At 63.7% G+C, this 25,682-nt stretch carries 31 protein-coding genes; 13 read left to right on the forward strand and 18 right to left on the reverse strand.

The features are described from left to right. Positions 1-14 precede the first annotated feature (14 nt). The 4 genes from ABVK50_RS22460 (at position 15) to ABVK50_RS22475 (ending at position 3,410) form a co-directional block, all read left to right on the forward strand. Positions 15-1,340 (forward strand): phosphatase PAP2/dual specificity phosphatase family protein, encoded by a 1,326-nt coding sequence (locus ABVK50_RS22460; RefSeq protein ID WP_353644478.1) that lies wholly within the window; start codon positions 15-17, stop codon positions 1,338-1,340. Then, positions 1,337-1,777, forward strand: a complete 441-nt coding sequence (locus ABVK50_RS22465; RefSeq protein WP_353644477.1) for a hypothetical protein — start codon at positions 1,337-1,339, stop codon at positions 1,775-1,777. The genes ABVK50_RS22460 and ABVK50_RS22465 overlap by 4 nt, the downstream gene beginning before the upstream one ends. Before the next feature lie 98 nt (positions 1,778-1,875). Then, a complete protein-coding gene (locus ABVK50_RS22470) occupies positions 1,876-2,481 on the forward strand; it encodes a lysophospholipid acyltransferase family protein (RefSeq protein WP_353645847.1) in 606 nt (201 codons plus the stop codon). Further along, complete coding sequence (locus ABVK50_RS22475) at positions 2,478-3,410, forward strand: phosphatidate cytidylyltransferase (protein WP_353644476.1); 933 nt, start codon at positions 2,478-2,480, stop codon at positions 3,408-3,410. Before ABVK50_RS22470 ends, ABVK50_RS22475 begins: the two co-directional genes overlap by 4 nt. 150 nt (positions 3,411-3,560) lie before the next feature. Here the strand turns inward: ABVK50_RS22475 and ABVK50_RS22480 are convergent, their stop codons facing one another. After that, entirely contained in the window at positions 3,561-4,025 is a 465-nt protein-coding gene (locus ABVK50_RS22480; RefSeq protein ID WP_353644475.1) for a L,D-transpeptidase, read from the reverse strand. A 291-nt stretch (positions 4,026-4,316) separates the two neighbouring features. Between ABVK50_RS22480 and ABVK50_RS22485 the strand changes: the two genes are divergently transcribed. Continuing rightward, the gene (locus ABVK50_RS22485) at positions 4,317-4,616 is read left to right on the forward strand and encodes a hypothetical protein (RefSeq protein ID WP_353644474.1); all 300 of its coding nucleotides are present in this window, start codon (positions 4,317-4,319) and stop codon (positions 4,614-4,616) included. 30 nt (positions 4,617-4,646) lie between these two features. After that, a complete protein-coding gene (locus ABVK50_RS22490; protein WP_353644473.1) occupies positions 4,647-4,808 on the forward strand; it encodes a hypothetical protein in 162 nt (53 codons plus the stop codon). A 19-nt stretch (positions 4,809-4,827) separates the two neighbouring features. On the opposite strand, the gene ABVK50_RS22495 is transcribed toward ABVK50_RS22490, so the two are convergent. Then, positions 4,828-5,514 carry a response regulator transcription factor gene (locus ABVK50_RS22495; protein ID WP_353644472.1) on the reverse strand — a complete coding sequence of 229 codons (687 nt, stop codon included), beginning with the start codon at positions 5,512-5,514 and terminating at the stop codon, positions 4,828-4,830. Between the two features lie 46 nt (positions 5,515-5,560). On the opposite strand from ABVK50_RS22495, the gene ABVK50_RS22500 reads away from it, so the two are divergent. Both ABVK50_RS22500 and ABVK50_RS22505 read left to right on the forward strand, forming a co-directional pair. Next, complete coding sequence (locus ABVK50_RS22500; RefSeq protein WP_353644471.1) at positions 5,561-6,340, forward strand: response regulator transcription factor; 780 nt, start codon at positions 5,561-5,563, stop codon at positions 6,338-6,340. A 28-nt stretch (positions 6,341-6,368) separates the two neighbouring features. Then, on the forward strand, positions 6,369-8,453 hold the full coding sequence (locus ABVK50_RS22505; RefSeq protein ID WP_353644470.1) for a PAS domain S-box protein: 2,085 nt from the start codon (positions 6,369-6,371) through the stop codon (positions 8,451-8,453). 76 nt (positions 8,454-8,529) lie between these two features. On the opposite strand, the gene ABVK50_RS22510 is transcribed toward ABVK50_RS22505, so the two are convergent. Then, complete coding sequence (locus tag ABVK50_RS22510) at positions 8,530-8,940, reverse strand: hypothetical protein (RefSeq protein WP_353644469.1); 411 nt, start codon at positions 8,938-8,940, stop codon at positions 8,530-8,532. 403 nt (positions 8,941-9,343) lie between these two features. Between ABVK50_RS22510 and ABVK50_RS22515 the strand changes: the two genes are divergently transcribed. Both ABVK50_RS22515 and ABVK50_RS22520 read left to right on the forward strand, forming a co-directional pair. Then, positions 9,344-9,691 carry a YciI family protein gene (locus ABVK50_RS22515; RefSeq protein WP_353644468.1) on the forward strand — a complete coding sequence of 116 codons (348 nt, stop codon included), beginning with the start codon at positions 9,344-9,346 and terminating at the stop codon, positions 9,689-9,691. 39 nt (positions 9,692-9,730) lie between these two features. Beyond that, positions 9,731-11,014 (forward strand): DUF6596 domain-containing protein, encoded by a 1,284-nt coding sequence (locus ABVK50_RS22520; RefSeq protein ID WP_353644467.1) that lies wholly within the window; start codon positions 9,731-9,733, stop codon positions 11,012-11,014. An 86-nt stretch (positions 11,015-11,100) separates the two neighbouring features. Here ABVK50_RS22520 and ABVK50_RS22525 read toward each other — a convergent pair whose 3' ends face one another. The 10 genes from ABVK50_RS22525 to ABVK50_RS22570 all read right to left on the reverse strand — a co-directional run bounded on the left by ABVK50_RS22525 (position 11,101) and on the right by ABVK50_RS22570 (position 20,297). Beyond that, positions 11,101-11,988 (reverse strand): N-acetylmuramic acid 6-phosphate etherase, encoded by an 888-nt coding sequence (locus tag ABVK50_RS22525; RefSeq protein ID WP_353644466.1) that lies wholly within the window; start codon positions 11,986-11,988, stop codon positions 11,101-11,103. Positions 11,989-12,664: 676 nt separating this feature from the next. After that, on the reverse strand, positions 12,665-13,834 hold the full coding sequence (locus ABVK50_RS22530) for an ABC transporter substrate-binding protein (protein ID WP_353644465.1): 1,170 nt from the start codon (positions 13,832-13,834) through the stop codon (positions 12,665-12,667). Beyond that, positions 13,831-15,141 (reverse strand): flavin-dependent oxidoreductase, encoded by a 1,311-nt coding sequence (locus ABVK50_RS22535; protein WP_353644464.1) that lies wholly within the window; start codon positions 15,139-15,141, stop codon positions 13,831-13,833. The genes ABVK50_RS22530 and ABVK50_RS22535 overlap by 4 nt, the downstream gene beginning before the upstream one ends. Positions 15,142-15,255: 114 nt before the next feature. After that, positions 15,256-16,200, reverse strand: coding sequence for an AraC family transcriptional regulator (locus ABVK50_RS22540; RefSeq protein WP_353644463.1), 945 nt, complete (start codon positions 16,198-16,200; stop codon positions 15,256-15,258). 165 nt (positions 16,201-16,365) lie between these two features. Next, positions 16,366-16,506 (reverse strand): hypothetical protein, encoded by a 141-nt coding sequence (locus ABVK50_RS22545; protein WP_353644462.1) that lies wholly within the window; start codon positions 16,504-16,506, stop codon positions 16,366-16,368. 64 nt (positions 16,507-16,570) lie between these two features. Further along, a complete protein-coding gene (locus ABVK50_RS22550; RefSeq protein WP_353644461.1) occupies positions 16,571-16,867 on the reverse strand; it encodes a GNAT family N-acetyltransferase in 297 nt (98 codons plus the stop codon). A gap of 95 nt (positions 16,868-16,962) precedes the next feature. Further along, positions 16,963-17,262: a GNAT family N-acetyltransferase gene (locus tag ABVK50_RS22555; RefSeq protein ID WP_353644460.1), complete on the reverse strand. Its 300-nt coding sequence runs from the start codon at positions 17,260-17,262 to the stop codon at positions 16,963-16,965. After that, positions 17,259-17,879: an alpha/beta hydrolase gene (locus ABVK50_RS22560; protein WP_353644459.1), complete on the reverse strand. Its 621-nt coding sequence runs from the start codon at positions 17,877-17,879 to the stop codon at positions 17,259-17,261. The genes ABVK50_RS22555 and ABVK50_RS22560 overlap by 4 nt, the downstream gene beginning before the upstream one ends. A gap of 6 nt (positions 17,880-17,885) precedes the next feature. Continuing rightward, entirely contained in the window at positions 17,886-18,818 is a 933-nt protein-coding gene (locus ABVK50_RS22565) for a VOC family protein (protein WP_353644458.1), read from the reverse strand. Positions 18,819-19,202: 384 nt separating this feature from the next. After that, positions 19,203-20,297 (reverse strand): PRC-barrel domain-containing protein, encoded by a 1,095-nt coding sequence (locus tag ABVK50_RS22570; protein WP_353644457.1) that lies wholly within the window; start codon positions 20,295-20,297, stop codon positions 19,203-19,205. Between the two features lie 250 nt (positions 20,298-20,547). Between ABVK50_RS22570 and ABVK50_RS22575 the strand changes: the two genes are divergently transcribed. Further along, complete coding sequence (locus ABVK50_RS22575) at positions 20,548-21,480, forward strand: diacylglycerol kinase family protein (protein ID WP_353644456.1); 933 nt, start codon at positions 20,548-20,550, stop codon at positions 21,478-21,480. Here ABVK50_RS22575 and ABVK50_RS22580 read toward each other — a convergent pair. Genes ABVK50_RS22580 through ABVK50_RS22590 form a run of 3 tightly spaced genes read right to left on the reverse strand, consistent with a single transcriptional unit; the run spans position 21,477 to position 22,605 of the window. Then, positions 21,477-21,725, reverse strand: coding sequence for a hypothetical protein (locus tag ABVK50_RS22580; protein WP_353644455.1), 249 nt, complete (start codon positions 21,723-21,725; stop codon positions 21,477-21,479). The genes ABVK50_RS22575 and ABVK50_RS22580 overlap by 4 nt on opposite strands. 41 nt (positions 21,726-21,766) lie before the next feature. Further along, complete coding sequence (locus tag ABVK50_RS22585) at positions 21,767-22,213, reverse strand: hypothetical protein (protein ID WP_353644454.1); 447 nt, start codon at positions 22,211-22,213, stop codon at positions 21,767-21,769. Between the two features lie 50 nt (positions 22,214-22,263). Continuing rightward, entirely contained in the window at positions 22,264-22,605 is a 342-nt protein-coding gene (locus tag ABVK50_RS22590; RefSeq protein ID WP_353644453.1) for a hypothetical protein, read from the reverse strand. 117 nt (positions 22,606-22,722) lie between these two features. On the opposite strand from ABVK50_RS22590, the gene ABVK50_RS22595 reads away from it, so the two are divergent. After that, positions 22,723-23,817 carry an AI-2E family transporter gene (locus tag ABVK50_RS22595; protein ID WP_353644452.1) on the forward strand — a complete coding sequence of 365 codons (1,095 nt, stop codon included), beginning with the start codon at positions 22,723-22,725 and terminating at the stop codon, positions 23,815-23,817. A gap of 13 nt (positions 23,818-23,830) precedes the next feature. Here the strand turns inward: ABVK50_RS22595 and ABVK50_RS22600 are convergent, their stop codons facing one another. After that, positions 23,831-24,595: a Crp/Fnr family transcriptional regulator gene (locus ABVK50_RS22600; protein ID WP_353644451.1), complete on the reverse strand. Its 765-nt coding sequence runs from the start codon at positions 24,593-24,595 to the stop codon at positions 23,831-23,833. Between the two features lie 146 nt (positions 24,596-24,741). On the opposite strand from ABVK50_RS22600, the gene ABVK50_RS22605 reads away from it, so the two are divergent. Then, entirely contained in the window at positions 24,742-25,119 is a 378-nt protein-coding gene (locus tag ABVK50_RS22605; protein ID WP_353644450.1) for a response regulator, read from the forward strand. 12 nt (positions 25,120-25,131) lie between these two features. Here the strand turns inward: ABVK50_RS22605 and ABVK50_RS22610 are convergent, their stop codons facing one another. After that, positions 25,132-25,680 (reverse strand): RNA polymerase sigma factor, encoded by a 549-nt coding sequence (locus tag ABVK50_RS22610; RefSeq protein ID WP_165027776.1) that lies wholly within the window; start codon positions 25,678-25,680, stop codon positions 25,132-25,134. Positions 25,681-25,682 lie beyond the last annotated feature (2 nt).

Here is a 25,682-nt window from a genome sequence, read left to right on the forward strand (position 1 = left end):
GGTTTTTGTCCGAAATGCATGCGCAGGAAACGGTGGCAGAACCCTACGGGCCGGTGGCGAAACGCGCGGCCTTGTGGCTGCTGTTCCTGGCGCCGTTCTTCTATCTGACCTATGGCGGCGCCAACTGGCTCGCCTCGCGGCGCGAGGATGTCGGCAGCATCGTCTTCGAGTGGGAGCGCGCTATTCCGTTCATCGCCTGGACCATTGTGCCCTACTGGTCGATCAATCTGTTTTATGCGCTGTCGCTGTTCGTCAACGATACGAAGGGTGGCCTCGACCGCCTTGCCGGACGCTATCTGACGGCGCAGGTCGTCGCCGTCTCCTGCTTCCTCGCCTTTCCGCTGGCCGCGACTTTCGTGCGGCCCGAAACCACCGGCCTGCCGGGCTTTATGTTCGCCGTGCTCGGCGGCTTCGACAAGCCGTTCAACCAGGCGCCCTCGCTGCACATAGCGCTGCTCGTCATCATCTGGGATCATCTGCGCCACCGGCTTCCCGAGCCGGCAAAGATTGTCTGGCACGGCTGGTGCCTGCTCATCGGCGCGTCGGTGCTGACCACATGGCAGCACCATTTCATTGACATCCCGACCGGCGCATTGCTTGGCCTGTCCGCGTTGTGGCTGTTTCCCCGCGCCGGCGCCCTGCCCTTTGCCGGCTTCGCGCTGACCGGCGATCCTTGGGCAAGACGGCTCGGCGCATGTTATGCGGCCGGCGCCATGCTGCTCCTCGCAGCGTCAGTCATCGGCGCATTCGCTTCAGCGATCTGGCTGGTGCTGCTGTGGCCGGCGCTGGCGCTTGCTATCGTCGCCTTCGGCTATTTCGGCGCGGGCGCAAAAATCTTCCAGAAAGAAGCTGACGGCACGGTTTCTCTGGCCAGCCGTCTTCTGCTCGCGCCATATCGGCTCGGTGCGAAGGTCAACGCCTGGGCCTGGACGCGGCGCCTGCCGGCGCGAGTCGAGATCGCAGACGGCGTGTTTCTCGGCCGCTTTCCACGATCAAGTGAATCGAGCGGCTACGGCTCGGTAATCGATCTCGCCTCCGAATTCGCAAGACCATTTGGGCCGACGCCGGCATGGGCGAGCATCGCCGCCATGGACCTCGTGCAGCCCACCGCGACCGACCTCGAACGGGCTGCGCAGGCGATCGAGGCGGCGCGGGCGCATGGAACCGTGCTGGTCTGTTGCGCGCTGGGCTTCCAGCGCAGCGCCGGCGCCGTCGCCCATTGGCTGATTTCGACCGGAAGGGCAAAGGACCTGGCCGCAGCGGAGGCGATGCTGCGCAAGGCCGGACGGCCGGTCCATCTTGCGCCGCCGCTTGTTGCAGCCGGGGAAACCGCGCAATGACGCCGGTGCTGGAAACCTGCAACGGCTTTGCCGGCTGGCTGGCGCGTCAGGCGCTGTGGCCGACTGTTGTCGTGGCGGCGGTGCTGGCCGCCGCGCCTCTGGCCGCGCTCGCCGGCGGGGTCGCGCCGAATAGTTGGCCGGCGGCGGCGATCGCGATCGTCGCCACGGTGAGCGGGCTCGCCGTTCTCGCTCTTTCGGCGCTCATCCGCTTCGACGCAGCGCTCTTCCACCTGATGGCGAGTTACGAAGGAGAAACGGCCGGCGGTGCAGCGGTCGACGATGCGCTGGCGCGCATGCGGCTGAAGCCGCAACCGGAACAGACACGAAGCCTCGCCGAGCGCATGGCCGGCGCGCGGCGGCTGGTTTTCCGGCAGCGCCTCGCCTTGGGCGTCTTCGCCATTGCGGTCACGGCCGCACCGCTGGCGTTCCAACCATGAGCGACGCGATGGCTGTTCGAGATAAGCTCGAAACCCCAAGCAGTACGAGGCCCGCCGGCCGCCGCCTGCTCGGCGCGATCGCCTCGGCTGCACTTGCCATGCTGGCGCGCGCCGTCACCGGCGTACGGCCGATCTGGAGCGGTTCGGCGCCGTCGCAGCGCCAGCGCATCTACTTCGCCAATCACGCCAGCCATGGCGATTTCATTCTGCTGTCGGCCAGCCTGCCGGCGAGCGAACGCGCCCGTACCCGCGCCGTCGCCGCCGCCGACTATTGGGGCAAGACCAGGCTGCGCCGCTTCATTGCCGAGGACCTGCTTGGTTCCGTGCTGGTCCATCGCGCCTGGACGGAGCCCGCCCAGAACCCGATCACGATCATGCTGGACGTGCTGGGTAGGGGCGATTCCCTCATCATCTTCCCGGAGGGAACGCGCAACATGACCGACGAGCCGCTGCTGCGCTTCCGCTCGGGCCTTTACAATCTGTCGATCGCCCGGCCCGATGTCGAACTCGTCCCCTGCTGGATCGAGAACATGTCGCGCGTGCTGCCCAAGGGCCAGTTCCTGCCGGTGCCGCTTTTGTGCCGCGTCATCTTCGGCGCGCCCATAGCGGTGGCCGAAAACGAGGACCGCCGCGATTTCCTGAACCGCGCCCATGCCGCACTTCTGGCGCTCGACCCGTCCTTGAGCCGGAGATCTTCCCGATGATGCGCGAAACGACGCTTCTGGTCCTTGGCCTTGCCGGCGTTCTTACAATCGCCAGCGTTGTGGCCGGAATATTGACCTGGCGCGCGGCCGAACCAAGTCCGACGCTGATCAATCTCAACCAGCGCATCAAGGCGTGGTGGGTGATGGTGGCGCTGATCGCCATCGCCTTCCTGTTCGGCAAGGACGGCATGATCGTGCTGTTCGCGCTGATCTCGTTTGCGGCGCTGCGCGAATTCGTGACGCTGACCCATTCGCGGCGCAGCGACCATTGGGTGCTGCTCGGCATGTTCGGCATCATCATTCCAATGCAGTACTGGCTGGTGTGGACCGAATGGTACGGCCTCTTTACCATCTTCATTCCGGTCTATTGTTTCCTGATCATGCCGGCGATCACCGCGCTGCATGGCGACACCGAACGTTTCCTTGAGCGCATCGCCGCGCAGCAATGGGCGGTGATGATGGCGGTCTATTGCGTCAGCCACGTGCCGGCGCTGATGACCCTGCCGATCCCCGGCTATGAAAATCGCGGCCTGCTGCTGATCGCCTTCCTGATCGTCACCGTCCAGGGCAGCGATGTCTTGCAGTATATTTTCGGCAAGCTGTTCGGAAAGCATCGGTTTTCGCCGACCGTATCGCCATCCAAGACCTGGGAAGGGCTGATCGGCGGTCTGTTGAGCGCCAGCGCGCTCGGCGCGCTTTTGTCCGGGCTGACGCCGTTTTCGCCGCTGGAAGCGGCAGGCGTCGCCTTCCTTGCCTGCCTGATGGGCTTTCTTGGCGGCCTTGTCGCCTCGGCCATCAAGCGCGACCAGGGCGTCAAGGACTGGGGTCATCTGATCGAGGGCCATGGCGGCATGATGGACCGCGCCGACAGCCTTGTCTTCGCGGCCCCGGTCTTCTTCCACATCGTCCGCTACTTCTGGACGGTGTGAGAGATCGTTTGAGAATTCGCTCCGGCGAGGCAGATGGCGTGGTTTTCGAGAACCGGAGCGCAGCGGACATTTGGGTCCGTGAGCACCGGAAGCGGAGAAAACAGCGTCAGGCGCCCGCCGGAGAATTATCAAACGGTCTCTGAGAGCCCGTCACTTCACGATGACAATGCTGGTGTTGCTCGGGCCGAAGGTCTGGACGAGTTGGTAGAGATCCGCGGCATGATCCGGGTGCAGCCGGATGCAGCCATGCGAGGCGGGCCGGCCGAGCCGCTTGATGTGCGGCGTGGCGTGAACTGCGTAGCCGCCATGGAAGAAGATCGAATGCGGCATCGGCGCATTGTCGTATTTGCGCGAATACCACATTTTGTGCATGCGCGTCGGCTTGAACGAACCGGTCGGCGTCCTGTAGCCCTTGCCGGCGGTCGAGACTTTCCAGGCGAAAGTCGGGCGGCCGTCGATCAGCACATCCATCCTCTGTTGGGAGATGGAGATGCGGGCGACGATCTGGCTGCCGGAGGCATGCGCGCTGCTGGATCCGGCCTCGAGAAAGAGCGCGATGCCGGCAAGAGCGGCTGCGATGACGTTGATGAGTTTCGTGGAAAGCGTGGCGTTCATGGATGTCTCCCCCAAATGGCCCCTCGGGCCGTCTTCGATGGAGTGCCTTATCGTTCCTGAGTGTTTCGATTTGATTTCGCCGGTTATAGTTTTGGTTTCGTAATTGTTTCCGGTTTTGCCCGATTTTGCCCACAACGATGCCCGATTATGGAGCGGACGGTCACAAAGCAGGTAAAAGCAGCATCCAACAACACAGTATTTGCAACAGAACCGCGCTCTGCGCGGCATCGTCCGGATACATTTCAGGCTTAGCTCACAGCCAACGCAACGAAACGCGCATGGAAAACGAAGATGATACGGATTGGAGCAACCTGGCTGGTGCGGGTGGGGATCGCTACTGCGGCGCTCGCCGGCGTCGGCGTGATGGCGGATCCCGCCCGCAAAGTAGCCTCGGGAGCAGTTGCCGGTGCAAGCGACGCGACCCTTCTGCACGCAATGGCGCTGTTTGCGATCGTCTGGCTGATCGCCAGCCTGCGCATTCGCCGCGAAGCAGGCCGCTGGCGGCTGGGTTTCGACCCGCTTCCGGTCAGGCGCGCTTCCGCAGCCCAGACGGCCAATGCGGGCGATCCCCGCCGCACCGACAGTTTTTAGCACTGCCCAGGCATTCCGAAGGACGCCGCCATGAAATCGAAATTCGCCGCCGGCGCGCTCAGCGCGCTAATCTACTTCCAGGGACTGCTCGGCTTTGCCGGCGTGGCGACCGTGTTGCTAAAGGAGCGCGCGCATGCCGCCGACACCGCCTATCATGACAGTCTGCCGCAGATAGGAATCGTGGCGCTTTAAAAGCGTGCGTGGGCGCCTGTCATTCACGAAAATCCGCTGGCGGGTCGAACCTGTAGCCGGCGCCGCGAATCGTGACGATGCTTTCGGTATCGAGCTTGCGCCGCAGGCGCACAATGCGCGAATCGATCGACCGGTCGAAGGCGTCGGCGCTTTCGGCCGGCGCGGCGGCGATGATGTCGTCGCGAGTCAGCACCTTGCGCGGACTCGCCAGAAACAGCCGCAAAAGCGCGATCTGGCCGGGCGAAAGCTGCTCTTCCCCGCCGGACCGGTGCATGACCAGCGCCGCTTTCAGGTCGACGGTCGCATTCTCGAAAATGGCGAGTTCCGGGGCCGCCTTACCCAGGCGCGCCAGCAGGCCGCCGATGCGGGCGGCCAGTTCCCTCGGATTGACCGGGCTTTCGACGACATCGGCCGCCCCGAGTTCCAGCGCCAGCACCCGCTCGACCAGGTCGCCGGGCCGGCAGATCATGATGAATGCCGGTCCGCTTTCGCCGCCGAACCGCTTCAGGAGGTCGCGCGCGGATGCCGCCGGCAAGCCCCCGGCAACAACAACAACATCAAGGCCGGGCGCGGAAAGCAGCGACGCCGCGGCCCATTCTTCTGCAGCTTCGCGGACCTCGAAGCCGCGCCGCTCCAGATGATCTCGAAGGTCACGGCCAGTTTCGCGCGACGCGCAGACAAGCCCAATGACAGGTCTTCTTGCCATCTATTTTTCCCCACCGCCCAGCAATTTCGGATGATCACTGGACAACATGTTTATACCCAATCTACTTTCCGCTGATAGCGGAGGCGAGACCATACTGCGCGCGCGGATCGTCATTGTTGAGGATGAGCCCGATTTGCGGGATGCTGTCGCCGAATATCTCGGCGCGAACGGCTATGACGTGACCGCGGTGGGCGATGCGCAGGCGATGCGCGATCTGGCCGCCACCGAGAGCTTTCATCTGGCAATTCTCGACATCGCCATGCCCGGCGAAGACGGCTTGTCGCTCGGCCGCTGGCTGCGCTCGAAAATGCCGATAGGCATCATCTATGCCACGGCGGCCGGCGCCTCGATCGACCGCATTGTCGGCCTGGAACTCGGCGCCGACGACTACATGGTCAAACCCTATGAATTGCGCGAATTGCTGGCGCGCGTCCGCAGCGTGCTCCGGCGCGTGCCGCCGCCGGAAGAAATCCAGCCTAAAAAAATCGCGGCCGAAGCGCGTCCGCGCCGCATCGTGTCCTTCGGCGGCTTCAGCGCCGATCTCGACGGCCGCATGATAACCGGCCCCGGCGGTGTGCTGGTCGACATGGCCAAGAGCGAGTTCGACGTGCTCGAAGTGTTCCTGACCCGGGCCAACCGGCTGCTCAGCCGCGCCGCATTGTCCGAGGCCATCGGCTTTGCCGATGAGCCGGAAGTTTCGCGCGCCGTCGACATCCGTATCATGCGGCTGCGCAAGAAGATCGAGGACGATCCGGCCAACCCGAAATTCCTGCGTACGGTGCGCGGCGAAGGTTATATCTTCTCACTTCCAGAGGACGGTCATTGACGATGTCCGCCCTTTGCTCGGGTATCGCATGATCGGCACCACGCCTCCCAGCGTCGACCTTGAGATCGCCGATCCGGGCGTGACAGTGGCGGCCATGCGCATTGCGCGCAGGTTAAGGCATGCCGATGACTGGCAGCCGGAGATCGGCGGTATTCTGGAACTGCTCGGGCGGTCGCTGCACGTCCATCGTACTATCCTGTTCCGCCTGCGAGAGGATCCCGAACAGGGCCTCGTCCAGTCGATCTCCGGATACTGGCTGGACGAGACCCTGGAAGGCATTTCAGCGCCACCAACGATCATATTGCAGTCGCATATCCACTCCGACCCGCTCCTTGGCAGGCTGGCAGTAGAGGGCCGGCAGGGCAAGATATTTGCCGGCCTGACCAGCGAGATAGATGGTTTCCTTCGGCATGATTTCGAAAGGCAGAAGATCAAGACCTTCATGTCCGTAACGGTGTTCGCCCACGGCCACGCCTGGGGCACGGTGGCAATCAACGACTGCGTCCGGGAACGCACCTGGACCGACGAGGAGAAGGCCGCGCTTGAAATCGTGGCCCTGGCTATGGGCGACGCCATCGAGCGCTCGCTTTCCGAGCGGCATGTCGGAGAGATCATCCACGCGGCCATGCTGCAGGCCTCGCTCGATGCCATCATCGTCATCGACGAAAGTGGTAAGATTCTCGAGTTCAATCCCGCCGCCGAAAAGATGTTTGGCTACGGGCGCGCCGAAATTATCGGCAAGGATGTCCTCGACACCATCATTCCCGAATTTTACCGCGAGGGGCACGCCAACGGCGGCGAGTACATGCGGCGCCGTGGCGCGCCGATGATCGGCCGCCGGCTTGAAACTATTTCACAGGATGCATCCGGGCAGATCTTCCCGATCGAACTGACGGCGACCGAAGTCAAGGTCGCCGACCGGTGCCTCTTCATCGGTTCGATCCGCGATCTGCGCGAGCGGCGGCAAGCCGAGGAGGAGATCGACCGCCAGCGGGAAAAACTGCACCAGAACGAAAAAATGGCCGCCATGGGCTCCCTGCTTGCCGGCGTGTCGCACGAACTCAACAATCCGCTGGCCGTCGTCGTGGCGCAATCGACGCTGCTGCACGAATTCGCACCCGATCCTCCGACGAAACTGCGCGCCGAAAAGGTGCGCGCCGCGGCCGAGCGCTGCGGCCGCATCGTCAAGAGCTTTCTCGGCATGGTGCGGCTGCACCAGACCGCGCAGACGGAAATGGATCTCAATTCCGTTCTCCGCGCCGCACTCGAGATCACCGCCTATGGTGCACGAAGCAGCGGCATCGGCATCGACACCGAATTCGCCGAGGGACCTCTCACCATTCTCGGCGATGCCGACCACCTGACCCAGGTGGCAGCAAATTTCCTGGTCAACAGCCAGCACGCGCTGGCGGCGTGGAATGGCGAGCGCCGCATCAAGGTGCGCAGCTTCCGCACCGAAGACGGGAATTGCGGCTTTTCGGTCGCTGACACCGGCCCAGGCATACCCGAAACCATCCGCCACCGCATCTTCGAATCCTATTTCACCACCAAGCCGGTCGGCGTGGGCACCGGCATCGGTCTGTCGATCTCGAAATCGATCGTCGAGCGGCACAATGGCAGGTTGCGCTTCGAGGCGATGGAGCCCACCGGCGCACGCTTCGTTGTCGAACTGCCGGCCGCCAGCGGGACCATGGTCACGCCGGGCGCGAGCGCCCATTCCGGTGGGCTCCGGCATGCGCTGATCATCGACGACGAGCCTGACGTCGCCGGCTCCCTTTCGGATCTTCTGGAACTGATGGGCATCAAATCACATATCGTCCCGGCCTGGACCTCGGCGGCCGACATTTTCGACGGATACGAGGCCGATATAATCTTCAGCGATCTGCGCATGCCTGGCTACAGCGGCATCACGGTCTATCGGCAGTTGATGGCTGAACGGCCGGACCTCGCCCGGCGCTTCGTGCTGGTCACCGGCGACATGATCGGTGCGAAGGTCGAAATCGATGCGCTCCCGGCACATCTCAGGCCGCAGATACTGGAAAAGCCGTTCGCCACTCTCGACGTGCGCGGCGTGCTTGCGGTCATCAACGACCAGGTCGATTTCGCCCGGTAGAGGGACAAAAAAGACCCTTCATCGAGGGGCGTCGATGAAGGGCGAATTTACGCCGGAGGTTTGGGCCCGACGGCGATCAGAATATATTCGGGGTATGTGTCAGCGGTTTTGCGCTGGCGACCATGCGAATCTTGCGCGGCTTGCCCATACCGGACTCCTTGACGATGACGCCGAGGCAATCGGCGCTCTCGGCGCCCCAGGCCTGCCCCCGGCAAGCGCGGTCGGTTTCCGACATGGGCAGCCTGTAGGTCTTAGCGGTCGTAGCGGCGTCTTCGGTCAGCTTGAGCGGCCCTCCGAACGAGGCCCAGGCCGGCCCGGAGGTCGGGATCAGCGCCATCGAAAGAAAGGCGGTGGCGACGATGACGGAAAACATCACCATCGGATGATCGTTGGACCGCTGGCGTAGCGCCAGCCGCGGAAAGCGCGCCGGCCGTTCGCGCGGCTGCCATTGCCGGTCTGACTGTGGGACTGTTGCGATCACGGGCATCTGAGTTGTCTTCGTCTACCTTCGATTCTTGATATTAGCGAAGGTAAACGCGGATTGTATCTGACTGATGCTGCGTCGATGCATTTTTGTAACGGGCAGGAAACAACACAATCGGGCAACTGCGCGGTCGGGTTCGGCGCGCCGTTCTGCTCCTTCCTTAGAACATTGCCCCCAACGGCCTGCGCCACCACGACCAACTGCGCGCAATGCTGCCGGTGCCCGAGCTTTCCGAGACGCCGGGCGACCGCGAAATGTGGAACGTGAACGAGGCGATGCAGTCGCGCAGGTAACGCGCCCCGCCGGGCCGGATAATTTTGCTTTCCTCTGTCCAAACCGGCAGGTTTGGCGCGTCATTGCGCCGGTGGGGCATGGACCCGACCGTCAATGAGAGAGGAAAACAGTCATGCAATATCTTCTGATGCTCTATGTGAACGAGGCTGGCTGGCCGAAGCTGACCCCGGCCCAGCAGGAACAGGGCACCGCCGCCTATGTCGCCTATACCGAGGCGCTGCGGAAAGCCGGCGCGCTAGTCGCCACCAACCGCCTCCGGCCGAGCGCTTCAGCCGCCACGATACGCATCGCCGGCGACAAGCCGCAAGTGCTGGACGGCCCCTATGCCGAATCCCGGGAGCAGATCGGCGGCTATTATCTCATCGAAGCGCCCGATCACGATGCAGCCATGGCATGGGCGGCGCGCTGCCCAACCGTCGACCATGGCGTGGTCGAGGTTCGCGAGATCTGGCCGGTGTAAGCCGGACCCCGAAACAAGCATCGCAATCGGAGCAGCGGCATGCCGAAACTGGTCGAGCCATGTGAAGCGACGCGCATGACCGCCGGCGACGGGTCGATGGCGCGCGCCCAGGCCGAGGGCGTCGCGCGACGCAGCTACGGCAAGCTCGTGGCTTACCTCGCCGCGCGCTCCGGCGATGTCGCGGCTGCCGAGGACGCGCTGTCGGAAGCCTTCGCGGCCGCCCTTGCCGACTGGACGGCGAAAGGCTGCCCAAACAATCCCGAGGCGTGGCTGCTGACGGTCGCGCGCCGCAAGCTGATCGACGCCGGCCGGCGGCGGCGCACCGGCGACCTGGCCAGCGGGCAATTGCGGATCGCTGCGGAGGAGATCGAGGCCGCAGCCGAGGACGGGGGCATTCCCGACAGACGCCTGGCGCTGATGTTTGCCTGCGCCGACCCGAGGATCGAACCCGGCATTCGCGCGCCGCTGATGTTGCAGGCAGTGCTTGGCCTCGACGCGGCGGCGATCGCCTCGGTGTTCCTGGTCTCGCCGGCGGCCATGGGCAAGCGCCTGGTCCGAGCCAAGGTCGCGATCAGGGAGGCCGGCATTCCCTTTGCCCCGCCCGGCCGCGACGAGTTGCACGACCGGCTGGAGGCCGTGCTCGACGCCGTCTACGCCGCCTTCGCGGAAGGCTGGACGCAGCCGCTCGGAACTGACGCACCGCGAGGCGATCTTGCCGGCGAGGCGATTTTTCTGGCCCGCCTGGTCGCAGCCCTGCTGCCTGACGAGCCTGAAGCGCTCGGCCTGCTCGCGCTGATGCTCCACATCGAGGCGCGGCGACCGGCGAGGCGCAATGCGGATGGCGACTACGTGCCCCTGGCCGAACAGGACGCCACGCAATGGGACGCCCACATGATCGATGAGGCCGAAACAGCGCTGCGGCGCGCCTCCGCGCGGGGCGCGATCGGCCGCTACCAGCTCGAGGGTGCGTTGCAATCGGCTCATGTCCATCGCTGCCGGACTGGGCAGGACAATTGGCGCGACGTGCTGCAGCTTTACGATGCCATTTTTGCGCTGACCAACTCCCCCGTGGCGGCAGTCAACCGCGCACTGGCGATCGCCGAACTGCAGGGCGCCGATGCCGGGCTCGAAGCCATGCCGGAGGCGTCGCCGGAAAACCGGCTGAATGAATACCAGCCTTACTGGGCGGCGCTGGCCGAGCTTCTTGCCCGCAACGGCGCAATGGAAGAGGCGAGCAAAGCCTACGATATCGCCACGGGCCTTTCGTCCGATCCGGCGATCCGCCGGTTTCTGCTCAAGCGCCGCGAGGCGTTGCGGGGTTGAGAGCCGGCGCACTGCGAACCGATGGTCTCCCGATCCGCAAGATCGGATCAGCAAAAGCGGCGGCGCAAGCCGGCGTGAAAGCACGGCTATCCGCGCCTGAGTTCGTCGACGGCGTGACGGAGGCTTCCTTTGTGCCGCTGCAGCACCTTTGCGGCTTCCTCCAGTTCAAGCCCGAAGCCCAGCAGGACCGCCGTCTTGACGTCGCCTTTCGCCTGCTCGACCAAGCGCGCCGCATCCTTAGCCTCGCAGCCGACGATTTGGCTGACCATGCCTTCGGCCCGCTGCCGCAGTTTCGCGTTGCTGGCGCGCATATGCACCATCAAGCCGAGATAGACGCGACCGAGCCGAACCATGACCGCCGACGAAAAGAGGTTCAGCACGATCTTCTGCGCTGTGCCCGCCTTCATGCGCGTAGAGCCAGCGATCACCTCCGTTCCGGTCTCCACCAGGATGCGGTGGCGGGCCACCTCGAACAAAGGCGCGCCGGCATTGTTGGCCAGCGCGATCGTTACCGCTCCGGCCGCGCTTGCGGCTCGCAATGCGCCGATCGTGAAGGGGGTGGCGCCGCTGGCCGCGATTGCGATCACGACATCGTCGGGGCCGACGCCGGCGTCCGCCATGGCCGCGGATCCTGCCTCTTTGTCGTCCTCGGCGCCTTCGACGCTCTCGACCAGGGCGCCGAGACCGCCAGCCATCGCGTATACGATCCGGTCGGCGGGCCAGCCAAAGGTCGGCGGCAGTTCCGTTCCGTCCTGCACGGCGATACGGCCCGAGGTGCCCGCGCCGGCATAGACGATCCGGCCGCCCCGCTCAAGCGCAGGCACGGCGTCATCCACCGCGGCCGCTATGTCGTTCAGCGCGCCGCGCACCGCCGCGGCAGCCGAAAGCTGGCCTTCGTACATGGCGGCCACGATTTCGTCCGTGGACCACGAGTCCAGATTTAGATAGCGCGGACTGATCTGCTCGGTGGCCATTCAGGTCCTCGGCATTGCTGCCTTGGAGAAATCCGGCGCCACCCCTTTCGGTTCCGTAACCTTCGGCGCGGTTCGCACAGAGCGCTCCGCCGGTTTGCCGCAGGGGACAGTTTACTTTTTCCGCCCGCACGAACCGATCGACTGCCCTCGCCTTTCGCGCAAAGAAAGTAAGCTGTCCCCGGCACGCACCTCTCCGTCGCCACGCCCGCTCTCGCGTCTGGCCATTGTGGGGAGCGGCGCATGGCAACGACGCCTATCAATTTAGTTAGTTGACGCGCTGCCATGCGCCGCCGGCGTTTTCTCCCCTGATCGCTGTCCGGCCCATCGCTCCTGTCCCGTATGCTGGGACGGAGCGCGGGCGCACAGGCGCGACCCGGGGCCGGAGCGATCCGCGCGACCCAGCGGGTATCGTCTCCGGCGCCACACTTGCCTGGATGCCGGTCGTGTACACCCGTCCCCACCAGCAAGCTGCCGGGACTGAGTATGAGGGAGCGGCCGGATGTGTGGACAAATCGGAGGGGAAAGATTCCTGAAGAATCTTGCAAGCCATTGTTCCTCCTGCAACATTTCTTCATCTCGGCGGACTGCGGTCGGGATGGCGGTCGGTTTTATCCACAAAACGTTCGATGGCAGAAATTCCCGGGCCCGATCATGCCTGCGAAAATCGGCGCCGCATTCATTGCGAAGCCATCGGACATTCCGCCGCCTTCCTGTCGGCATGGTCCTCGAAGATCTTTTCCCGGATCGTGGTCGCATAGGAACCGTCAGGACGCGGAGCCGCCTGGACCAGATAGAAATCCTGGATGGGGAAGTGGTTCGAGTTGTAGCGGAAATTCCCTCGTGTTGAGGTGAAATCGGCAGCGCGCAGTGCCTGCCGGAGTGCATCCTTGTCGTCGAGGTCGCCTTCGACCGCGGCCACGGCGGAATCGATCAGCAGTGCCGCGTCATAGGCCTGCGAAGCGAAGGCCGACGGCGTGTAGCCATATGCGGCCTCGAAAGCGCTCACGAATTTCCGGTTGGCGTCCACGTCGAGATCGGGAGCCCACTGAGACGCGCTGTAGAGGCCTTTTGCCGCTTCCTGTGTAGCCGGCAGCGTGGTTTCATCGACCGTCCAGACCGACAGGAACGGGAGGCTTTCGGCCATGCCAGACTGGTTGAACTGCCGCACTAGCGTGATGCCCATGCCGCCCGGCATGAAGACGAGCAGGGCGTCAGGCTGGAGAGCCCGAACCTGGGACAGTTCGGCCGCAAAATCGAGCTGGTTGAGCGGCACGTAGATCTCCTCCAGCACCTCGCCTCGATAGTGTAGCCGGAAGCCTTCGATGGCGTCGCGGCCGGCCTGGTAGTTGGGAACCATCATGACGATGCGCCGGTAACCCGCGTCCTGCACGTGCTTGCCCATGGCCTCGGGCACCTGATTGTTCTCCGAAGACGTGGAGAAGAAGAATGGATTGCACTGGCTTCCGGCATAGATGGAGGTTCCCGCGTTGACGCCTATCATGAAGGTCTCGCTCTCGGCGATCGGCTGGAAGACGGCCTGCAGAATGTTGGAAGCGATCATCCCGACCACGAAATCGACCTGGTCGCCCTCGATGAATTTTTGCGCATGGCCGACCGCCAACTCTGGCTTCAGCGAATCGTCCTGAACGATCACCTGCGCCTCGATTCCGCCCAGCCTGTCGCCGCGCTGTTCGACGGCAAGGAGAAAGCCGTCGCGAGCGTGCTTCCCGATCGGCGCCATCGGCCCGGAAAGCGTGGTGAGAAAACCGATCTTCAATGTTTCGGCAGAGGCGGTCTCGGCAAGCGCCAGCGTGATCGCCACGCCGGCAAGCAGCGCTTTCATCATGGTGTCGTCCTTTTCTCGTGCGTGCCGCCCTCCCGCCCCGGAAGCGTGCGGTCGTCGAGGCCGGTTGCCCTGTTGACCTGCGATCTGGAATATCCTGCGAGCGTTGCGTAGCCGCGCACGATGGCCTGTCTCTCCTCGTATCCGGCGATCGCCTCGATATCGTCGAAGCCGTGCGGCGCGCGCGCCTCGACCGTGTCGATGACGCGCTCGGGGCCTCCCTTGCGGTTGGCGATCACGATCTCGGCCGTCGCAGGCCGCCGCTCGGCGTCATAGGCGGAAAGTGCGGCCTCGACCCCGGCATGAGTGTCGAGATGGCCGGCCAGGCTTTTGGCGTCGAGAATCGCCTGGCTGGCGCCGTTCGAGCCCACCGGATACATGGGATGCGCGGCGTCGCCGAGTAGCGTCACGCGGCCGAAGGACCAGCGCGCCACGGGGTCGCGGTCGCAGTTCGGGTACTCGTAGAAGGTCGCGGTCGATTCGACCAACGCAACTGGATCGAGGAAATCCAGCCGGAATCGGTCGCGCACGAAGGGCAAAACGTCATCCAGAACTCCTGGCCGGTTCCAGTCCTCGCGGCGCGGGGGAGCCGCCGCATGTTCGGCTATGCGGGCCATGATTGCCCAGTTGGTCAGTCGGCGCTCCGGTGCGCTGGGGGTCGAGGCGATCGGATAAAAGACGAACTTGGCTGCGTTGCCGCCAGCGATCAGCATGGTGCGGCCGTCGCGCCAGACCGGCCATTCGGTCATGCCGCGCCACAGCATGATCCCGCTCCACACCGGAGGGCCTTCGTGCGGGTAGAGGATCGCCCGGACCCTGGAATGAATCCCGTCTGCGCCGACGAGGAGATCGCCCTCTGCTTCGTGAAGCGCGCCCGAGCGGTCCTTGAAGCGCGCGACCACCCGGTCGCCGCGCTGCTCGAACCCGGTCAGCCTGCGGTCGGTGCGGAGAGCGTCCCGGCCGAGACGCACCTTGGCCGTGCGATGGAGAAGACCGAGCAGCCGGCCGCGATGGATGCTGAACTGCGGGAAGGTATAGCCCGCCGCCACGCCACGCGGTTCCTGCCAGATAGTCTGTCCGAAGCGATTGGCGTAGATCAGTTCTCCGGTACGGATTCCGGTCTGGTCGAGCTCTTCGAGAAGGCCCAGCGCGGCCAACTCCCGAGCGGCGTGAGGCAGCATGTTGATGCCCACGCCGAGTTCGCGGACGGCCTCGGTCTGCTCGAATATCTCGACTTCGATACCTACACGATGAAGAAAAAGCGCGCTCGTCAGCCCCCCGATGCCGGCGCCCACGATCAATGCTTTCATGAATCAAGTCCGCATGGCGGTCCCGTTGCCCTGTCAGTGTTCGATAGCCGCTGGCGGCGGCCAGGTCCGAGTGTGACAGAGGAGGAGAATGGCGCAGGCTCGATTCTTGCTCTTTCAGGGTCGGCGCGCGCTGATCCGGGCCGATCGCCATGCTACCTCCCGCAACGCCCCGGGCTGTGTGCCGAACTGCGCCTGGAACTGCCGGCGGAAGTGGTGCAGATTCTCAAAGCCGAGCGAGGTGGCAATCTGTTCCACGCTACGGCCGGTCGTCATCAACTGCTGCTTGGCGCGCTCGATCCTGCGCGCAAGGACATATCTGTGCGGCGCCAGGCCGGTGGACCGCTTGAACGAGCGGGCGAAATGGAAGGCGCTTAGGCAAGCCTCGCCAGCAAGATCGTCCAGGGTCAGTGGATGGTCGATCTCATCTTCGATCCGTTCCAGAACGCGCTTCATGGATGCCGAGGCCAGCCTGCCGCTGCCGCGCTTCGGATTGGCGCCGACGACATGGATAGCCAGAAGGTGCTCCAGCGTGCTCACCTCGATTGGCGACAGTGTCCGCAGCCCCAAGCAGGCCTGCCGCAGCACATGCGCGAGCGACAGCATCGCGCCGTCGGCCGCGATGCGGGGAGCCGGGCTCCGGCCGAGTGTCGGACGCAGGGCGAAGCCGGATTGCCCGGCCTCCTCGGCAGCGGCCTCCAGAAGGGCCGCATCAGGATAGATTTCGAGCGTGTCGCTGAATGCCGGCACCTTGAGGAGCGTCGTGGGCTCTTCCCCGACCACATAGAAGCCGCCGGCTTCCACGTCGACGTCCAGGGTTTTGCCCGCCAGTTCAATGGCTACTTTCGGGTGGCGCGAGAACACGACCTCCAGCCTGTTGGGGATCGTTTTCGACGCTCCTTCGAAGGGCGGCAGCCACGCATAGGTGACACTGAGGCGGCGCAGCGCGATGCGATGACGCCGTTCGCCTCCGTACAGGGCTTCGGCCAACTTAACCGAGCCCTGTTTCCACCCGATCCGCCGCCGTGCCGCAAATGTTGGCTCCGCGCGCATGCGCTCCATGACAGTCTCCCGCCACCTCCGTTCCTTTTCCCGCAGGCGCCCGCGGCGCTGCAGCACTGTCGGAGGGATCGAAGACGACCAGGTCAGTCTGATCCGACACCAGGTCCGCAACGGCTGTGGTAACGGGCAGGTTCCCTGTTTACAAGCAGACGTTGTGCTGCGGCGTCAGTTTTGCCTGCGAGCTGGTTGCGTCCATTCTGACGAGGTGAAGCCGGACCGCCGCAGACCGTCCATCGTGCGCGAGATGCCCTCGCGTAGGATCGCCGCCATCTCGTCGATCTGCTCTTTCGTGATGAGCGGGCTCATCAACCATAGCCCTCATCCTGACGTGCGAGCAAAGCGAGCCTCGAAGGGCGCACCCCGTATACCGCTACTTCAGCAAATCGGCCCAATCCTTGTGGCGGCGGAATTCGACAGCCACAAACCGGCAGAGCGGCGTGATCTTCGTGCCTGAAGCGCGCGCGTCCTCGACCGCTCGCACCACCAGGCGTTCCGCCACACCCCGCCCCCTGTATGCAGGCGGCACCCAGGTGTGATCGATGATGATGTGGTCTGGCCCGCTCTCGACATAAGTGAGTTCGGCCGGATCGCCCTCAGGCATTTCGAGCACGTAGCGGCCCCGGTGGCCGCGCTTTTCCAGCCTTATGCCCAAATTCCTCGTCTGCATCGCCGCCTCGATCTCACTCGGACTCTCCAGACAAAATGGCTGCAAGAGCCGATTGGTTCCTGCCCGGGATCGGACAAATTCGGACGACTGCGCGGTCAGCCTTTCAGCACGTCCGCCCATTCGGCATGCTTGCGGAACTGGGCGTTGGCGAAGGGGCAGAGCGGGATGATCTTCTTGCCGGCCGCGCGCATGTCTTCGACAGCGCGGGCGACGAGCCTCAGCCCCGCGCCCTGCCCGCGAAATGCTTCCGGAACCTCGGTGTGGTCGATGATGATCAAATGCTCGCCGGCCTTGCTGAAGGTCATCTCGGCTTCGTCGCCGGCAGCCGAGCGGATAAAATATCGTCCTTTCGAGCCGGTGTCTTCCAGCCGGATTTCGGGCAGCGTGTCGGTCATGATTGCTCCTGTATGTGCGCAAGAAAATGCCTGGCGGATGCGATTTCATCCGGCCGGATCTCGTGTCCGCCCTCGTGCCAGTGGAGTGTGACATCGGCCCCGGCCGACCGCAAATGCGCATCGAGCCGGGATGTGAGGTTGGGCGGGCAGATCGGGTCGCGGCGGCCGGCGGTGATCAGGATGCGCTTTCCCGCCAGACTGCCCTTCACCTGCGGCTCGAACGGGATCAGCGGATGCATGAGCACGACGGCATCGAACAGATGCGGCTGGAGAAAGACCGTCGAGGCAAGAATGTTCGCGCCGTTGGAATAGCCGAGGCCGAGCACGGCTGATGGCGCTTGAGCCTCGATATGCGCCCGGACGAATTCCGCCATCCTGCTGGTGCGCAGCGCGAGGTCTTCCATGTCGTAGACGCCCTCGCCGGTGCGCCGGAAGAATCGCGCCGCGCCATATTCCGAGACGTCGCCGCGCGGCGAGATAATCGACGCGCCGCGCAGCGTCTCCTGTCCGAGAGAGACGAGTTGGTTCTCGTCTCCACCGGTGCCATGAAAGAGGAACAGCAGTGGCGCGCCAGGCGCGCCGGCTATGGCCCTATAGATGTAGGTGTCTGCGGACATGGCTGATCAGCCCTCCAGCGGCTGCAGGTGTTTTTCGAGATAGTCGCGCAGATGCGCATGCTGCTTCGGCAGTTTGAGCGCCTCGCCGAGATGGGCCGTGTCCTCGTCGCGGTCAAAGCCCGGCTCGTTGGTCGCGACCTCGAACAGGACGCCGCCCGGCGTGCGGAAATAGATCGACCAGAAATAGTCGCGGTCGATCACCGGCGTCACCTGATAACCGGTGTCCATCAGCGCCTTGCGGACCTCGAGCTGCTTTGCCCGGTTTTCGACCGCGAAGGCGATGTGGTGAACGGAACCGGCGCCGAGATCGGCGAAGGGCGCACCCGGCAGAGTTTCGATGTCGATCACATCGGCCCCGTTGCCGTCGTTGATAGCGAGCCGCTTGATGTTGCCGGAGGCGTCGACTTTCTCGTAGCCCATGAATTTCAGCAGCTCTTCGGTCGCGCCGCCGTCCCGCAGCCTGAGCGATGCGGAGTGGAAGCCGCGTATGGCGTCGTCGGCCGGAATGCCGGCTTCGGTCCAGGGCTTGCGCGGATCGTCCTTCGTCTCGACGAGCGCGAAGGAATCGCCGTCCGGCCCGGAAAAAGCCAGCCGGTTCTCGCCGAAGCGCGTCTCGCGCTTCACGTCTTTGACGCCCTCGTCGGCGAACCGCTTTTCCCAATAACCGAGCGTGCCCTGCGGAACCGCAAAAACGGTGGTTCCGACCTCGCCCACGCCGTGCCTGCCCTTGCCGATATTCGGGAAGGGGAAGTAGGTCATGACCGAGCCTGGCGTGCCGACCTCGTCGGCATAGTAGAGATGATAGACGTCCGGCGCGTCGAAATTGACGGTCTTCTTGACCCGGCGCAGGCCGAGCTTGCCGGTGAAGAATTCGTTGTTGCGGCGTGCATCCTTGGCCATCGACGTGACGTGATGCAGGCCCTTGATCTGGTCGAGCATGTCCGTGCTCCTTTCTCGCTATGCGGCCTCGCCGCCTCTTCACGCCCATATGTCGGTCGAACGAGCCGTCGGGGTAGAGGCCGAAGTCAGAATGCACTGTTGCCGATTTGTGAACGAACCGCGGTTGTTTGTTCACTGCATGCGCCTGTCGCAGGGCGGGCAATGAAGGAAATCAGCTTGGCACGAAAATCGAAACGCCCCAATGTCCTGCTAACTACTTGTGACCGATGCCTGCTTCGCAGGCGGGCATGAGCATCTCGACCAGATGCTGGCGTTCGTCAAACTGACCGGGAATGGTGTTGTGAGACATAACCGGGAGTGCCGAGGACAAAGAAAACCCGCGCCGGCGACGGCGCGGGTTTCGTCACGATATTGCAGGGATGACTACTCGGTCATCCTCAGGCGCTGTTCATCGCGGTTCTGGGCATATGTGGATTCGTCATATGCCGGTTGCGCTTCGAGCTGCTCCTGGGTGAAGTTTGTGTAGAGATACCTGTTGCCATCCGCATCGGTCATGAATGCGAGGTTGTCCATAGCAACGGCGACTTCCTTTTCGCCAACGCCAAGGAACCCGCCGACATCGACGATGATCGTATCGACCTTCTCACCTTCGAGAATGACGTCGCCGATCTCGCCGACCATCTGGTCATTTTCGCCGTAGACCGTCGTGCCGATCAGATTTTCCGCGCTCAGGTCATTGGCCGGCATTTCCGTCAGCGTCGACCTGTCGACCGCTGCGGTCGTGGTCTGGTCGGTGGGAGCGGCCGGATCAGCCGGAGCTGCCGCGGTTTGGTCGTCCGCAGGAGCAGGTTCAGCCGGGGCTGCTGCAGTCTGGTCGTCGGCCGGAGCAGGCTCAGTCGGAGCCGCCGCGGTCTGGTCGTCCGCCGGAGCAGGCTCAGCCGGGGCTGCCGCGGTCTGGTCATCCGCCGGGGCAGGCTCAGTCGGAGCCGCTGCAGTCTGGTCATCCGCCGGGGCAGGTTCAGCCGGAGCCGTCGCTGTCTGGTCCGTTGCCGGAGCCGGTTCTGTGCCGGCGGTCATTGCCGGAGCAGGATCATAGGCGCGGCGGTCGAAATCGGCCTGCGCTTCGAGCTGCTCCTTGGTGGCGGCTACGACGAGCCAGCGGTCGCCGTCGCGTTCGGCCCAGTCTACCTCGGCGTAGTTCACGGCGACGTTCTTCTGGCCGATGCCGAGGAAGCCGCCGACGCCGATGACGACGGATTCGACCTCGCCGTTCGGGCCGATGACGATGTCGTTGACTTCGCCGATGTTCTCGGCGTCGTCGCCGGTGCCGTTGTAGACGGTTTCACCGATCAAATTGGTGGCCAGATGGCCGTCGGCACGCGCGATGGGCGCTTCAGCCGGAGCGGCGTCCTGGGTCGCAGGAGCCGCGGGAGCCGGCGCCGTCGTGTCCTGCGCGTAGGCGGCGGTCGACAACAACAGTGTCGCGATCGCCGTGGTAGCCAGCAGATTGCGGATCATGATATGTTCTCCTTGTGCGTGAACTTTCAATGCACTGCCGCGCCTCGGCTGTACCGTCGCAGGGAAGCCAGGCGCGGTTTCACATCGTCACAACGTCGTTACTCCATTCTAGTTCCGAATTTCGCCGGACCCGCCGTCCCGTGAGCCCTGCCGTCCAAGACTGGAACTTCGGCGCGGCGCTCACGTTGAGAAAACCGGCTTCCTCTCCACGAGACGGCGGCTTCGGCGACAGGCGATCGGAGGCCTAGGCATGCGCTTCCTTGCGGTGCTCAACCGGGACGGCGGCGCACTGCGCGGCATGGATCTCAAAGCCTTCTCCGCAAAGATTAAGGAAACCTTGGAGGCCGCCGGTCACTTGGCCGAAACGCGCATCGTCGCGGGCGACGAGATAGTCGACGCGCTCGCCGAGGCGGCACAGCAACGCCCGGTGGACGTGGTGCTGGCCGGCGGCGGCGACGGAACGATATCGGCGGCGGCCGCGGCGCTTAAGGACAGGAATAAGGCGCTGGCCATTCTTCCCGCAGGAACCATGAACCTCTTCGCGCGCAGCTTGGGCGTACCGCAGTCGCTGGACGAGGCGCTCGCGTCATTCGCGAACGGCGAGATCAAGCCGGTGGATGTGGCCAGTGCCAATGGCCGCGTTTTCGTCCACCAGTTCTCGATCGGCATGCACGCGAAGATGGTGCGGTTGCGCGACAAGATGGAATTCCGCTCGCGCCTCGGCAAGATAGGCGCATCCGTCAAGGCTGCCTATACGACCGTAATGAACCCGCCGACCATGACCGTCAGCCTGGAGATCGGCGATGCGGAGATCGTCACCCGAACGACCGGCATCGGAGTGACCAACAATCTGTTCGGCGAAGGTCATTTGCCCTATGCCGACCATCCCGATGGCGGCGTGCTCGGCGTCTACGTCACCGTTGCCCGGCAACGCGGGGAGTTGTTGCGGTTCATGCTCAGTGTGGCGCGCGGAAAATGGCGCGACAACCAGCAGGTCGAAATCCATGAGGCCGAGCGCGTGGTGCTCAAGATCCGCGCGGCCAAAGCCGGCTTAAGATGCGTGATAGACGGCGAGTTGTCGGAACTGGAACGGGAGACGGTGCTGGAAATACACCCCAAGTCGCTTCGGGTGCTCGTGCCGAAGAGTTCCGGCCAAACCGCCTGGGCGAACTCAACCGGCTAGTTTATCGGAGCTTGTTCGTTCCCCTCCACTGTAACGCCGCCGGGCCGTTCGTTGCTCGGCGCGTCGATCGCCTCGCCCCATATCTCCAGAGCGCCCCATACAGCCATCGCCAGCGCCAGCCCGGCCACGAGGACGATGAGGACGGGAAGGCCGCGGCTTCCTTGTCGCGATTTGCCGGGCGGTACTGTCTTGGGCACGATCGTCTCCACTGCATTTTGGCCTATGCCGATCAATGCCCGCGCCATGGCTTGGTTCCAGTCGCATCGCCGGCTGCGGCGGCGAAAAGTCAGAGATCGGGCTTCTTCGGAGTCTTGGCGCGGTTCTCGCGGTAAATGGCATAGGCGGCGAGCGCGACAACCGGCGCTATTACCGTTCCAAGCCCGGCTTTGCCGCGCAAAAGCGTAGGCAAAATCGCAAGCGTGGAAGCGACCGCGACCGCAGTCATGTCGCTTGCGCGCCGCTCCTTGGCCCGCCGCGCCTGAACCCGCGCAGTGGTGGTGTGGACGATGAGGATGACGCCGCTCAAGAGCAGGAAGATTACGCCGATGCCGAGCGCCGCTTCGATAGCGCCATAGCGCCCCGACGCCCAGATATAGATGGCTCCTATAAGGAAGCCGATGCCGCAAAGTGCGGCCACGCCCGCAAGCAGATAGGCGATCGCCGCTCGCTTGGCGCGGCGAAGGGCGAGCGCAGTTTCGCCCGATGCGAAACTTGCGATCAGCGATGCCAGCATGTGGACGCCCCTAGACGATGATCAGGCTAAGTTGGATGATTATGCCGGCGCTAGCGGCGTGACAGGAGCGCAAACAGGAAGCCGACGCCGGCGGCGATTGCAAGCGATGTGACCGGCTTTTCACGGACGGTCGCGATCACCTGCTCTTCAATGTCCTTGGCGTTGGCGCGAAGACCTTCAATGGCGGCCTCGCCCTGGGTGCGCAACTGCTCGACCCCTTCGGCCGCCGCACGGCGCGCTGTGCTGTAGGAATGGTCTTTGGTGGTTGCCAACTGCTCGGCGAGCTTCGCTATGTCGGCCCGCAACTGGCGGATGTCTGCTTCGAGGTCGGGACTGGGACCGGGGCCCGTATCGCCCGCGGATTTCGAAGATCTGCCTGCTGCTGCCGCCATTGCCACACTCCTTAGCATTGTCTGCCGACAGAACGCCCCATGCGAAGCGAGGTTCCGTCAAGGAACGAAAGGCCATGAAAGTGCGTTTCCCGCTGCAAGTCCAGCCGGAAATCTTGAATGGCCAACCGCACTGCCAAGAAGGCGCCGATCGTACGATTGCCGCCCAAGTCGAATGTCGAAATATTTCTGGCGCAGGCGGCGCAGGTTTCGGTCATCGTTGTGGGCATTATATCGCTGATATTCGCGTTGGCGGCGGGCGAATACATTCTGGCGCCGATTTCGCTTGGCGTCGTCATCGGACTGATGCTCGGGCCGATCGCGGCGCGACTTGAGCGGCACGGATTTCCGCCCGGCCTGTCGGCGACGGCGGTCGTGCTGATCTTCATATTCGCTGCCTGCCTGTTCGCTCTCGCACTGGCGGCGCCGCTGAGCTTCTGGATCGGCCGCCTGCCGCAGATCTGGAGCGACCTTCAGGGGCAGCTCGCGCAGTTGAGGCAGCCGCTCCAGGCGCTGAACGGCATCCGCGAGCAATTGCGCAACCTGACCGGCGACGATGGCGTGTCGGTCTCAGTCGATGAAGGCATGGGATTCGAGAGTCTGGCGACGCTGGCGCCTGCCGTTCTCGCCCAGATACTCATTTTCTTCGCCAGCCTCTATTTCTTCGTCGCGACGAGGCATCAGACACGCGTTGCGATCCTGAGCCTGTGCTTCAAGCGGCGCCTGCGCTGGCGGGTCGCCCATATCTTCCGCGATGTCGAAAGCCTGGTGTCGCGCTATCTGATATCGATCAGCATCATCAACATCGCCGAAGGCCTTGCCGTTAGCATTGGACTGTTTCTGATCGGCATTCCCTCCGCACCGCTCTGGGGTGCGCTGGCGGCGCTGGCCAATTTCGTGCCGTTCATCGGGCCGGCCGTGATGGTTGTCATCCTGTTCGCAATCGGGCTAACCGAATTCGACACATTTGGCGGCAGCTTGCTGCCGGTGTTTGTCTTTCTCGCAATCAACACGGTCGAGGGGCAGTTCGTGACGCCCATGGTGATCGGCAGGACGATGACGCTGAATCCGCTGGTCGTGCTGCTCGCCCTTGTGTTCTGGATCTGGTTGTGGGGGCCGCTCGGCGGCTTCATAGCCATCCCGGCTCTGCTGGTCGCCTATGCAGTCGTCAGGAATGTCGTTCCCGGCCTGAATTGGGGCGACGATGCCGGCTAAGCACGTCGACGACCTAAACCAGCGGGCGCAGCTCCTCGCCGAGGCCTTCCCAGCGCGCGAGCGATCTCAGCCCTTCCAGGTCGAGGATCTCGCAGCCGCCGTCGCGCCACAAAATGAGCTTGCGATCCATCAGCTTGCGGATCGTCTTGTTGGTGTGGACCAGCGACAGGCCGAGCGTATCGGCGATGTGCTGCTGTGTAACCGGTACCTCGATGATCGCGCCGCCGTTGAGCCCCACCGTCTTGGCGCGGCTGCCTATGAACGCGATCAGATAAGCGGCACGTTCCTGGGCCGTGCGCCGCCCGACACTGAGCAGGTTCTCGTCCAGCATTTGCTCCTCGCGCGATGCGATCCAGGTGATGTCGTAGGCGAGCCCTGGGTGGTTCCTATAGAGTTCGTGCAGGTCCTCTCGCTCAAACACGCACAGGAGCATCGGCGACAGCGCCTCGACGGAATGCTGCATTTCGCCCATCAGGCTGCCCTGCAGGCCGACGAGATCGCCCGGCATGGCGTAGTTGAGGATCTGCCGGCGCCCGTCGGGCATCAGCTTGTAGCGGAATCCCCACCCGGAAAGCACCGTGTAGAGGTGTGGGCTGTGGTTGCCTTCGACGAGCAGGGTAGCTCCCTTGTCGACCGCCAGTTCGCCCTTCTTGAACCGGCTAACGAAAGCCAGTTCCTGCTTTTCGAATTCACGAAATACCCTCAGCGGCCGCAGCGGACACTTCCGGCAGGGATATTGCTGTGTCTGGAAAAGCCGTATGGTCTGCCCTGACCCCATGTTTGCCCCCTATAAGGTGCCTCTTTTGTTGCTATACGGGAGGCAATACGCAAGGCTGCCTTCCGTCCGGATTCGGACATGTCTTTTTTAAATGACAAGGCGCCAATTTGCGTTCATGAGTCACCTTTCTCAAGGAGATATTGCGATTGTCCGATTTGCTGTCCGGCATGAGAATTCTGGTTCTGGAAGACGAGGTTCTCATTGCTATGGATGTAGAGCAGCTTTGCCGCGATAACGGCGCCGCTGATGTAGTGGTGGCGAGGAACCTTGCCGAGATAGACGCCGACAGGGCGGCAGTGGAGTTTCACGCCGCCATCGTGGACGTCATGCTCGACGGGACGTCGACGCTCGATTTCGCCCGGCATATCCATGAACGCAACGTGCCGTTTGTCTTCGCTTCAGGCTATACCGATCTCGACGAAATCTTCGCGGCCTTTCCCGACGTGGCCGTCATCGGCAAGCCCTATTCAGGCTCCGATCTGGTCGAGGCGGTGGCGGCCGCCGCCGGCCGCCGCCTCACTTGAAGCCTTCCCGCCTCAGGCCGCGTTTGAACCCATCACCTGCGCCGAAATAGAATCGGGACCGTAGTCGGCCTCGCCGGAGATTTTCAGGATCTCCTGCAGGCGGTTGCGCGCGCGGCTGACTCTGCTCTTGATTGTACCGACGGCGCAATTGCAGATCTCTGCCGCTTCCTCATAGGAGAAGCCGGAAGCGCCGATCAAAATGATCGCCTCGCGCTGATCCTCCGGAAGCTGCTCGAGCGCGGCGCGGAAGTCCTCCAGGTCGAGCATTCCGTGCTGGCTAGGATGAACGGCGAGACGTTCGGTCATGATGCCGTCGCTGTCCTGGATCTCGCGCCCGCGCTTGCGCATCTGCGAATAGAACTCGTTTCGCAAGATCGTGAACAGCCACGCTTTCAGATTGGTGCCCATCTGGAAGCTTTCGTGCTTGTCCCACGCCTTGACCAGCGTCTCCTGGACTAGGTCGTCGGCCTTGTCCGAATTCTGCGTCAGCGACACGGCAAACGCGCGCAGGCTCGGTATGGTGCCGAGCAGGTCGTTCTTGAACTGCGGGGTGACCACCATTC

Origin of the sequence: Mesorhizobium sp. WSM2240 (assembly GCF_040438645.1) — a bacterium.
In the GTDB taxonomy this organism is placed as follows: domain Bacteria; phylum Pseudomonadota; class Alphaproteobacteria; order Rhizobiales; family Rhizobiaceae; genus Allomesorhizobium.

What these genes read in the sequence shown, in the direction of transcription:
- ABVK50_RS22550 (WP_353644461.1), bottom strand. Translation starts at nt 16,867, where the DNA reads ATGCAGACGAGGAATTTGGGCATAAGGCTGGAAAAGCGCGGCCACCGG.
- ABVK50_RS22460 (WP_353644478.1), top strand. Translation starts at nt 15, where the DNA reads ATGCATGCGCAGGAAACGGTGGCAGAACCCTACGGGCCGGTGGCGAAA.
- ABVK50_RS22565 (WP_353644458.1), bottom strand. Translation starts at nt 18,818, where the DNA reads ATGCTCGACCAGATCAAGGGCCTGCATCACGTCACGTCGATGGCCAAG.
- ABVK50_RS22585 (WP_353644454.1), bottom strand. Translation starts at nt 22,213, where the DNA reads ATGCTGGCATCGCTGATCGCAAGTTTCGCATCGGGCGAAACTGCGCTC.
- ABVK50_RS22495 (WP_353644472.1), bottom strand. Translation starts at nt 5,514, where the DNA reads ATGGCAAGAAGACCTGTCATTGGGCTTGTCTGCGCGTCGCGCGAAACT.
- ABVK50_RS22485 (WP_353644474.1), top strand. Translation starts at nt 4,317, where the DNA reads ATGATACGGATTGGAGCAACCTGGCTGGTGCGGGTGGGGATCGCTACT.
- ABVK50_RS22505 (WP_353644470.1), top strand. Translation starts at nt 6,369, where the DNA reads ATGATCGGCACCACGCCTCCCAGCGTCGACCTTGAGATCGCCGATCCG.
- ABVK50_RS22540 (WP_353644463.1), bottom strand. Translation starts at nt 16,200, where the DNA reads ATGGAGCGCATGCGCGCGGAGCCAACATTTGCGGCACGGCGGCGGATC.
- ABVK50_RS22510 (WP_353644469.1), bottom strand. Translation starts at nt 8,940, where the DNA reads ATGCCCGTGATCGCAACAGTCCCACAGTCAGACCGGCAATGGCAGCCG.
- ABVK50_RS22530 (WP_353644465.1), bottom strand. Translation starts at nt 13,834, where the DNA reads ATGATGAAAGCGCTGCTTGCCGGCGTGGCGATCACGCTGGCGCTTGCC.
- ABVK50_RS22465 (WP_353644477.1), top strand. Translation starts at nt 1,337, where the DNA reads ATGACGCCGGTGCTGGAAACCTGCAACGGCTTTGCCGGCTGGCTGGCG.
- ABVK50_RS22520 (WP_353644467.1), top strand. Translation starts at nt 9,731, where the DNA reads ATGCCGAAACTGGTCGAGCCATGTGAAGCGACGCGCATGACCGCCGGC.
- ABVK50_RS22475 (WP_353644476.1), top strand. Translation starts at nt 2,478, where the DNA reads ATGATGCGCGAAACGACGCTTCTGGTCCTTGGCCTTGCCGGCGTTCTT.
- ABVK50_RS22535 (WP_353644464.1), bottom strand. Translation starts at nt 15,141, where the DNA reads ATGAAAGCATTGATCGTGGGCGCCGGCATCGGGGGGCTGACGAGCGCG.
- ABVK50_RS22470 (WP_353645847.1), top strand. Translation starts at nt 1,876, where the DNA reads ATGCTGGCGCGCGCCGTCACCGGCGTACGGCCGATCTGGAGCGGTTCG.
- ABVK50_RS22480 (WP_353644475.1), bottom strand. Translation starts at nt 4,025, where the DNA reads ATGAACGCCACGCTTTCCACGAAACTCATCAACGTCATCGCAGCCGCT.
- ABVK50_RS22610 (WP_165027776.1), bottom strand. Translation starts at nt 25,680, where the DNA reads ATGGTGGTCACCCCGCAGTTCAAGAACGACCTGCTCGGCACCATACCG.
- ABVK50_RS22500 (WP_353644471.1), top strand. Translation starts at nt 5,561, where the DNA reads ATGTTTATACCCAATCTACTTTCCGCTGATAGCGGAGGCGAGACCATA.
- ABVK50_RS22490 (WP_353644473.1), top strand. Translation starts at nt 4,647, where the DNA reads ATGAAATCGAAATTCGCCGCCGGCGCGCTCAGCGCGCTAATCTACTTC.
- ABVK50_RS22525 (WP_353644466.1), bottom strand. Translation starts at nt 11,988, where the DNA reads ATGGCCACCGAGCAGATCAGTCCGCGCTATCTAAATCTGGACTCGTGG.
- ABVK50_RS22590 (WP_353644453.1), bottom strand. Translation starts at nt 22,605, where the DNA reads ATGGCGGCAGCAGCAGGCAGATCTTCGAAATCCGCGGGCGATACGGGC.
- ABVK50_RS22555 (WP_353644460.1), bottom strand. Translation starts at nt 17,262, where the DNA reads ATGACCGACACGCTGCCCGAAATCCGGCTGGAAGACACCGGCTCGAAA.
- ABVK50_RS22575 (WP_353644456.1), top strand. Translation starts at nt 20,548, where the DNA reads ATGCGCTTCCTTGCGGTGCTCAACCGGGACGGCGGCGCACTGCGCGGC.
- ABVK50_RS22515 (WP_353644468.1), top strand. Translation starts at nt 9,344, where the DNA reads ATGCAATATCTTCTGATGCTCTATGTGAACGAGGCTGGCTGGCCGAAG.
- ABVK50_RS22595 (WP_353644452.1), top strand. Translation starts at nt 22,723, where the DNA reads ATGGCCAACCGCACTGCCAAGAAGGCGCCGATCGTACGATTGCCGCCC.
- ABVK50_RS22560 (WP_353644459.1), bottom strand. Translation starts at nt 17,879, where the DNA reads ATGTCCGCAGACACCTACATCTATAGGGCCATAGCCGGCGCGCCTGGC.
- ABVK50_RS22580 (WP_353644455.1), bottom strand. Translation starts at nt 21,725, where the DNA reads ATGGCGCGGGCATTGATCGGCATAGGCCAAAATGCAGTGGAGACGATC.
- ABVK50_RS22545 (WP_353644462.1), bottom strand. Translation starts at nt 16,506, where the DNA reads ATGAGCCCGCTCATCACGAAAGAGCAGATCGACGAGATGGCGGCGATC.
- ABVK50_RS22600 (WP_353644451.1), bottom strand. Translation starts at nt 24,595, where the DNA reads ATGGGGTCAGGGCAGACCATACGGCTTTTCCAGACACAGCAATATCCC.
- ABVK50_RS22570 (WP_353644457.1), bottom strand. Translation starts at nt 20,297, where the DNA reads ATGATCCGCAATCTGCTGGCTACCACGGCGATCGCGACACTGTTGTTG.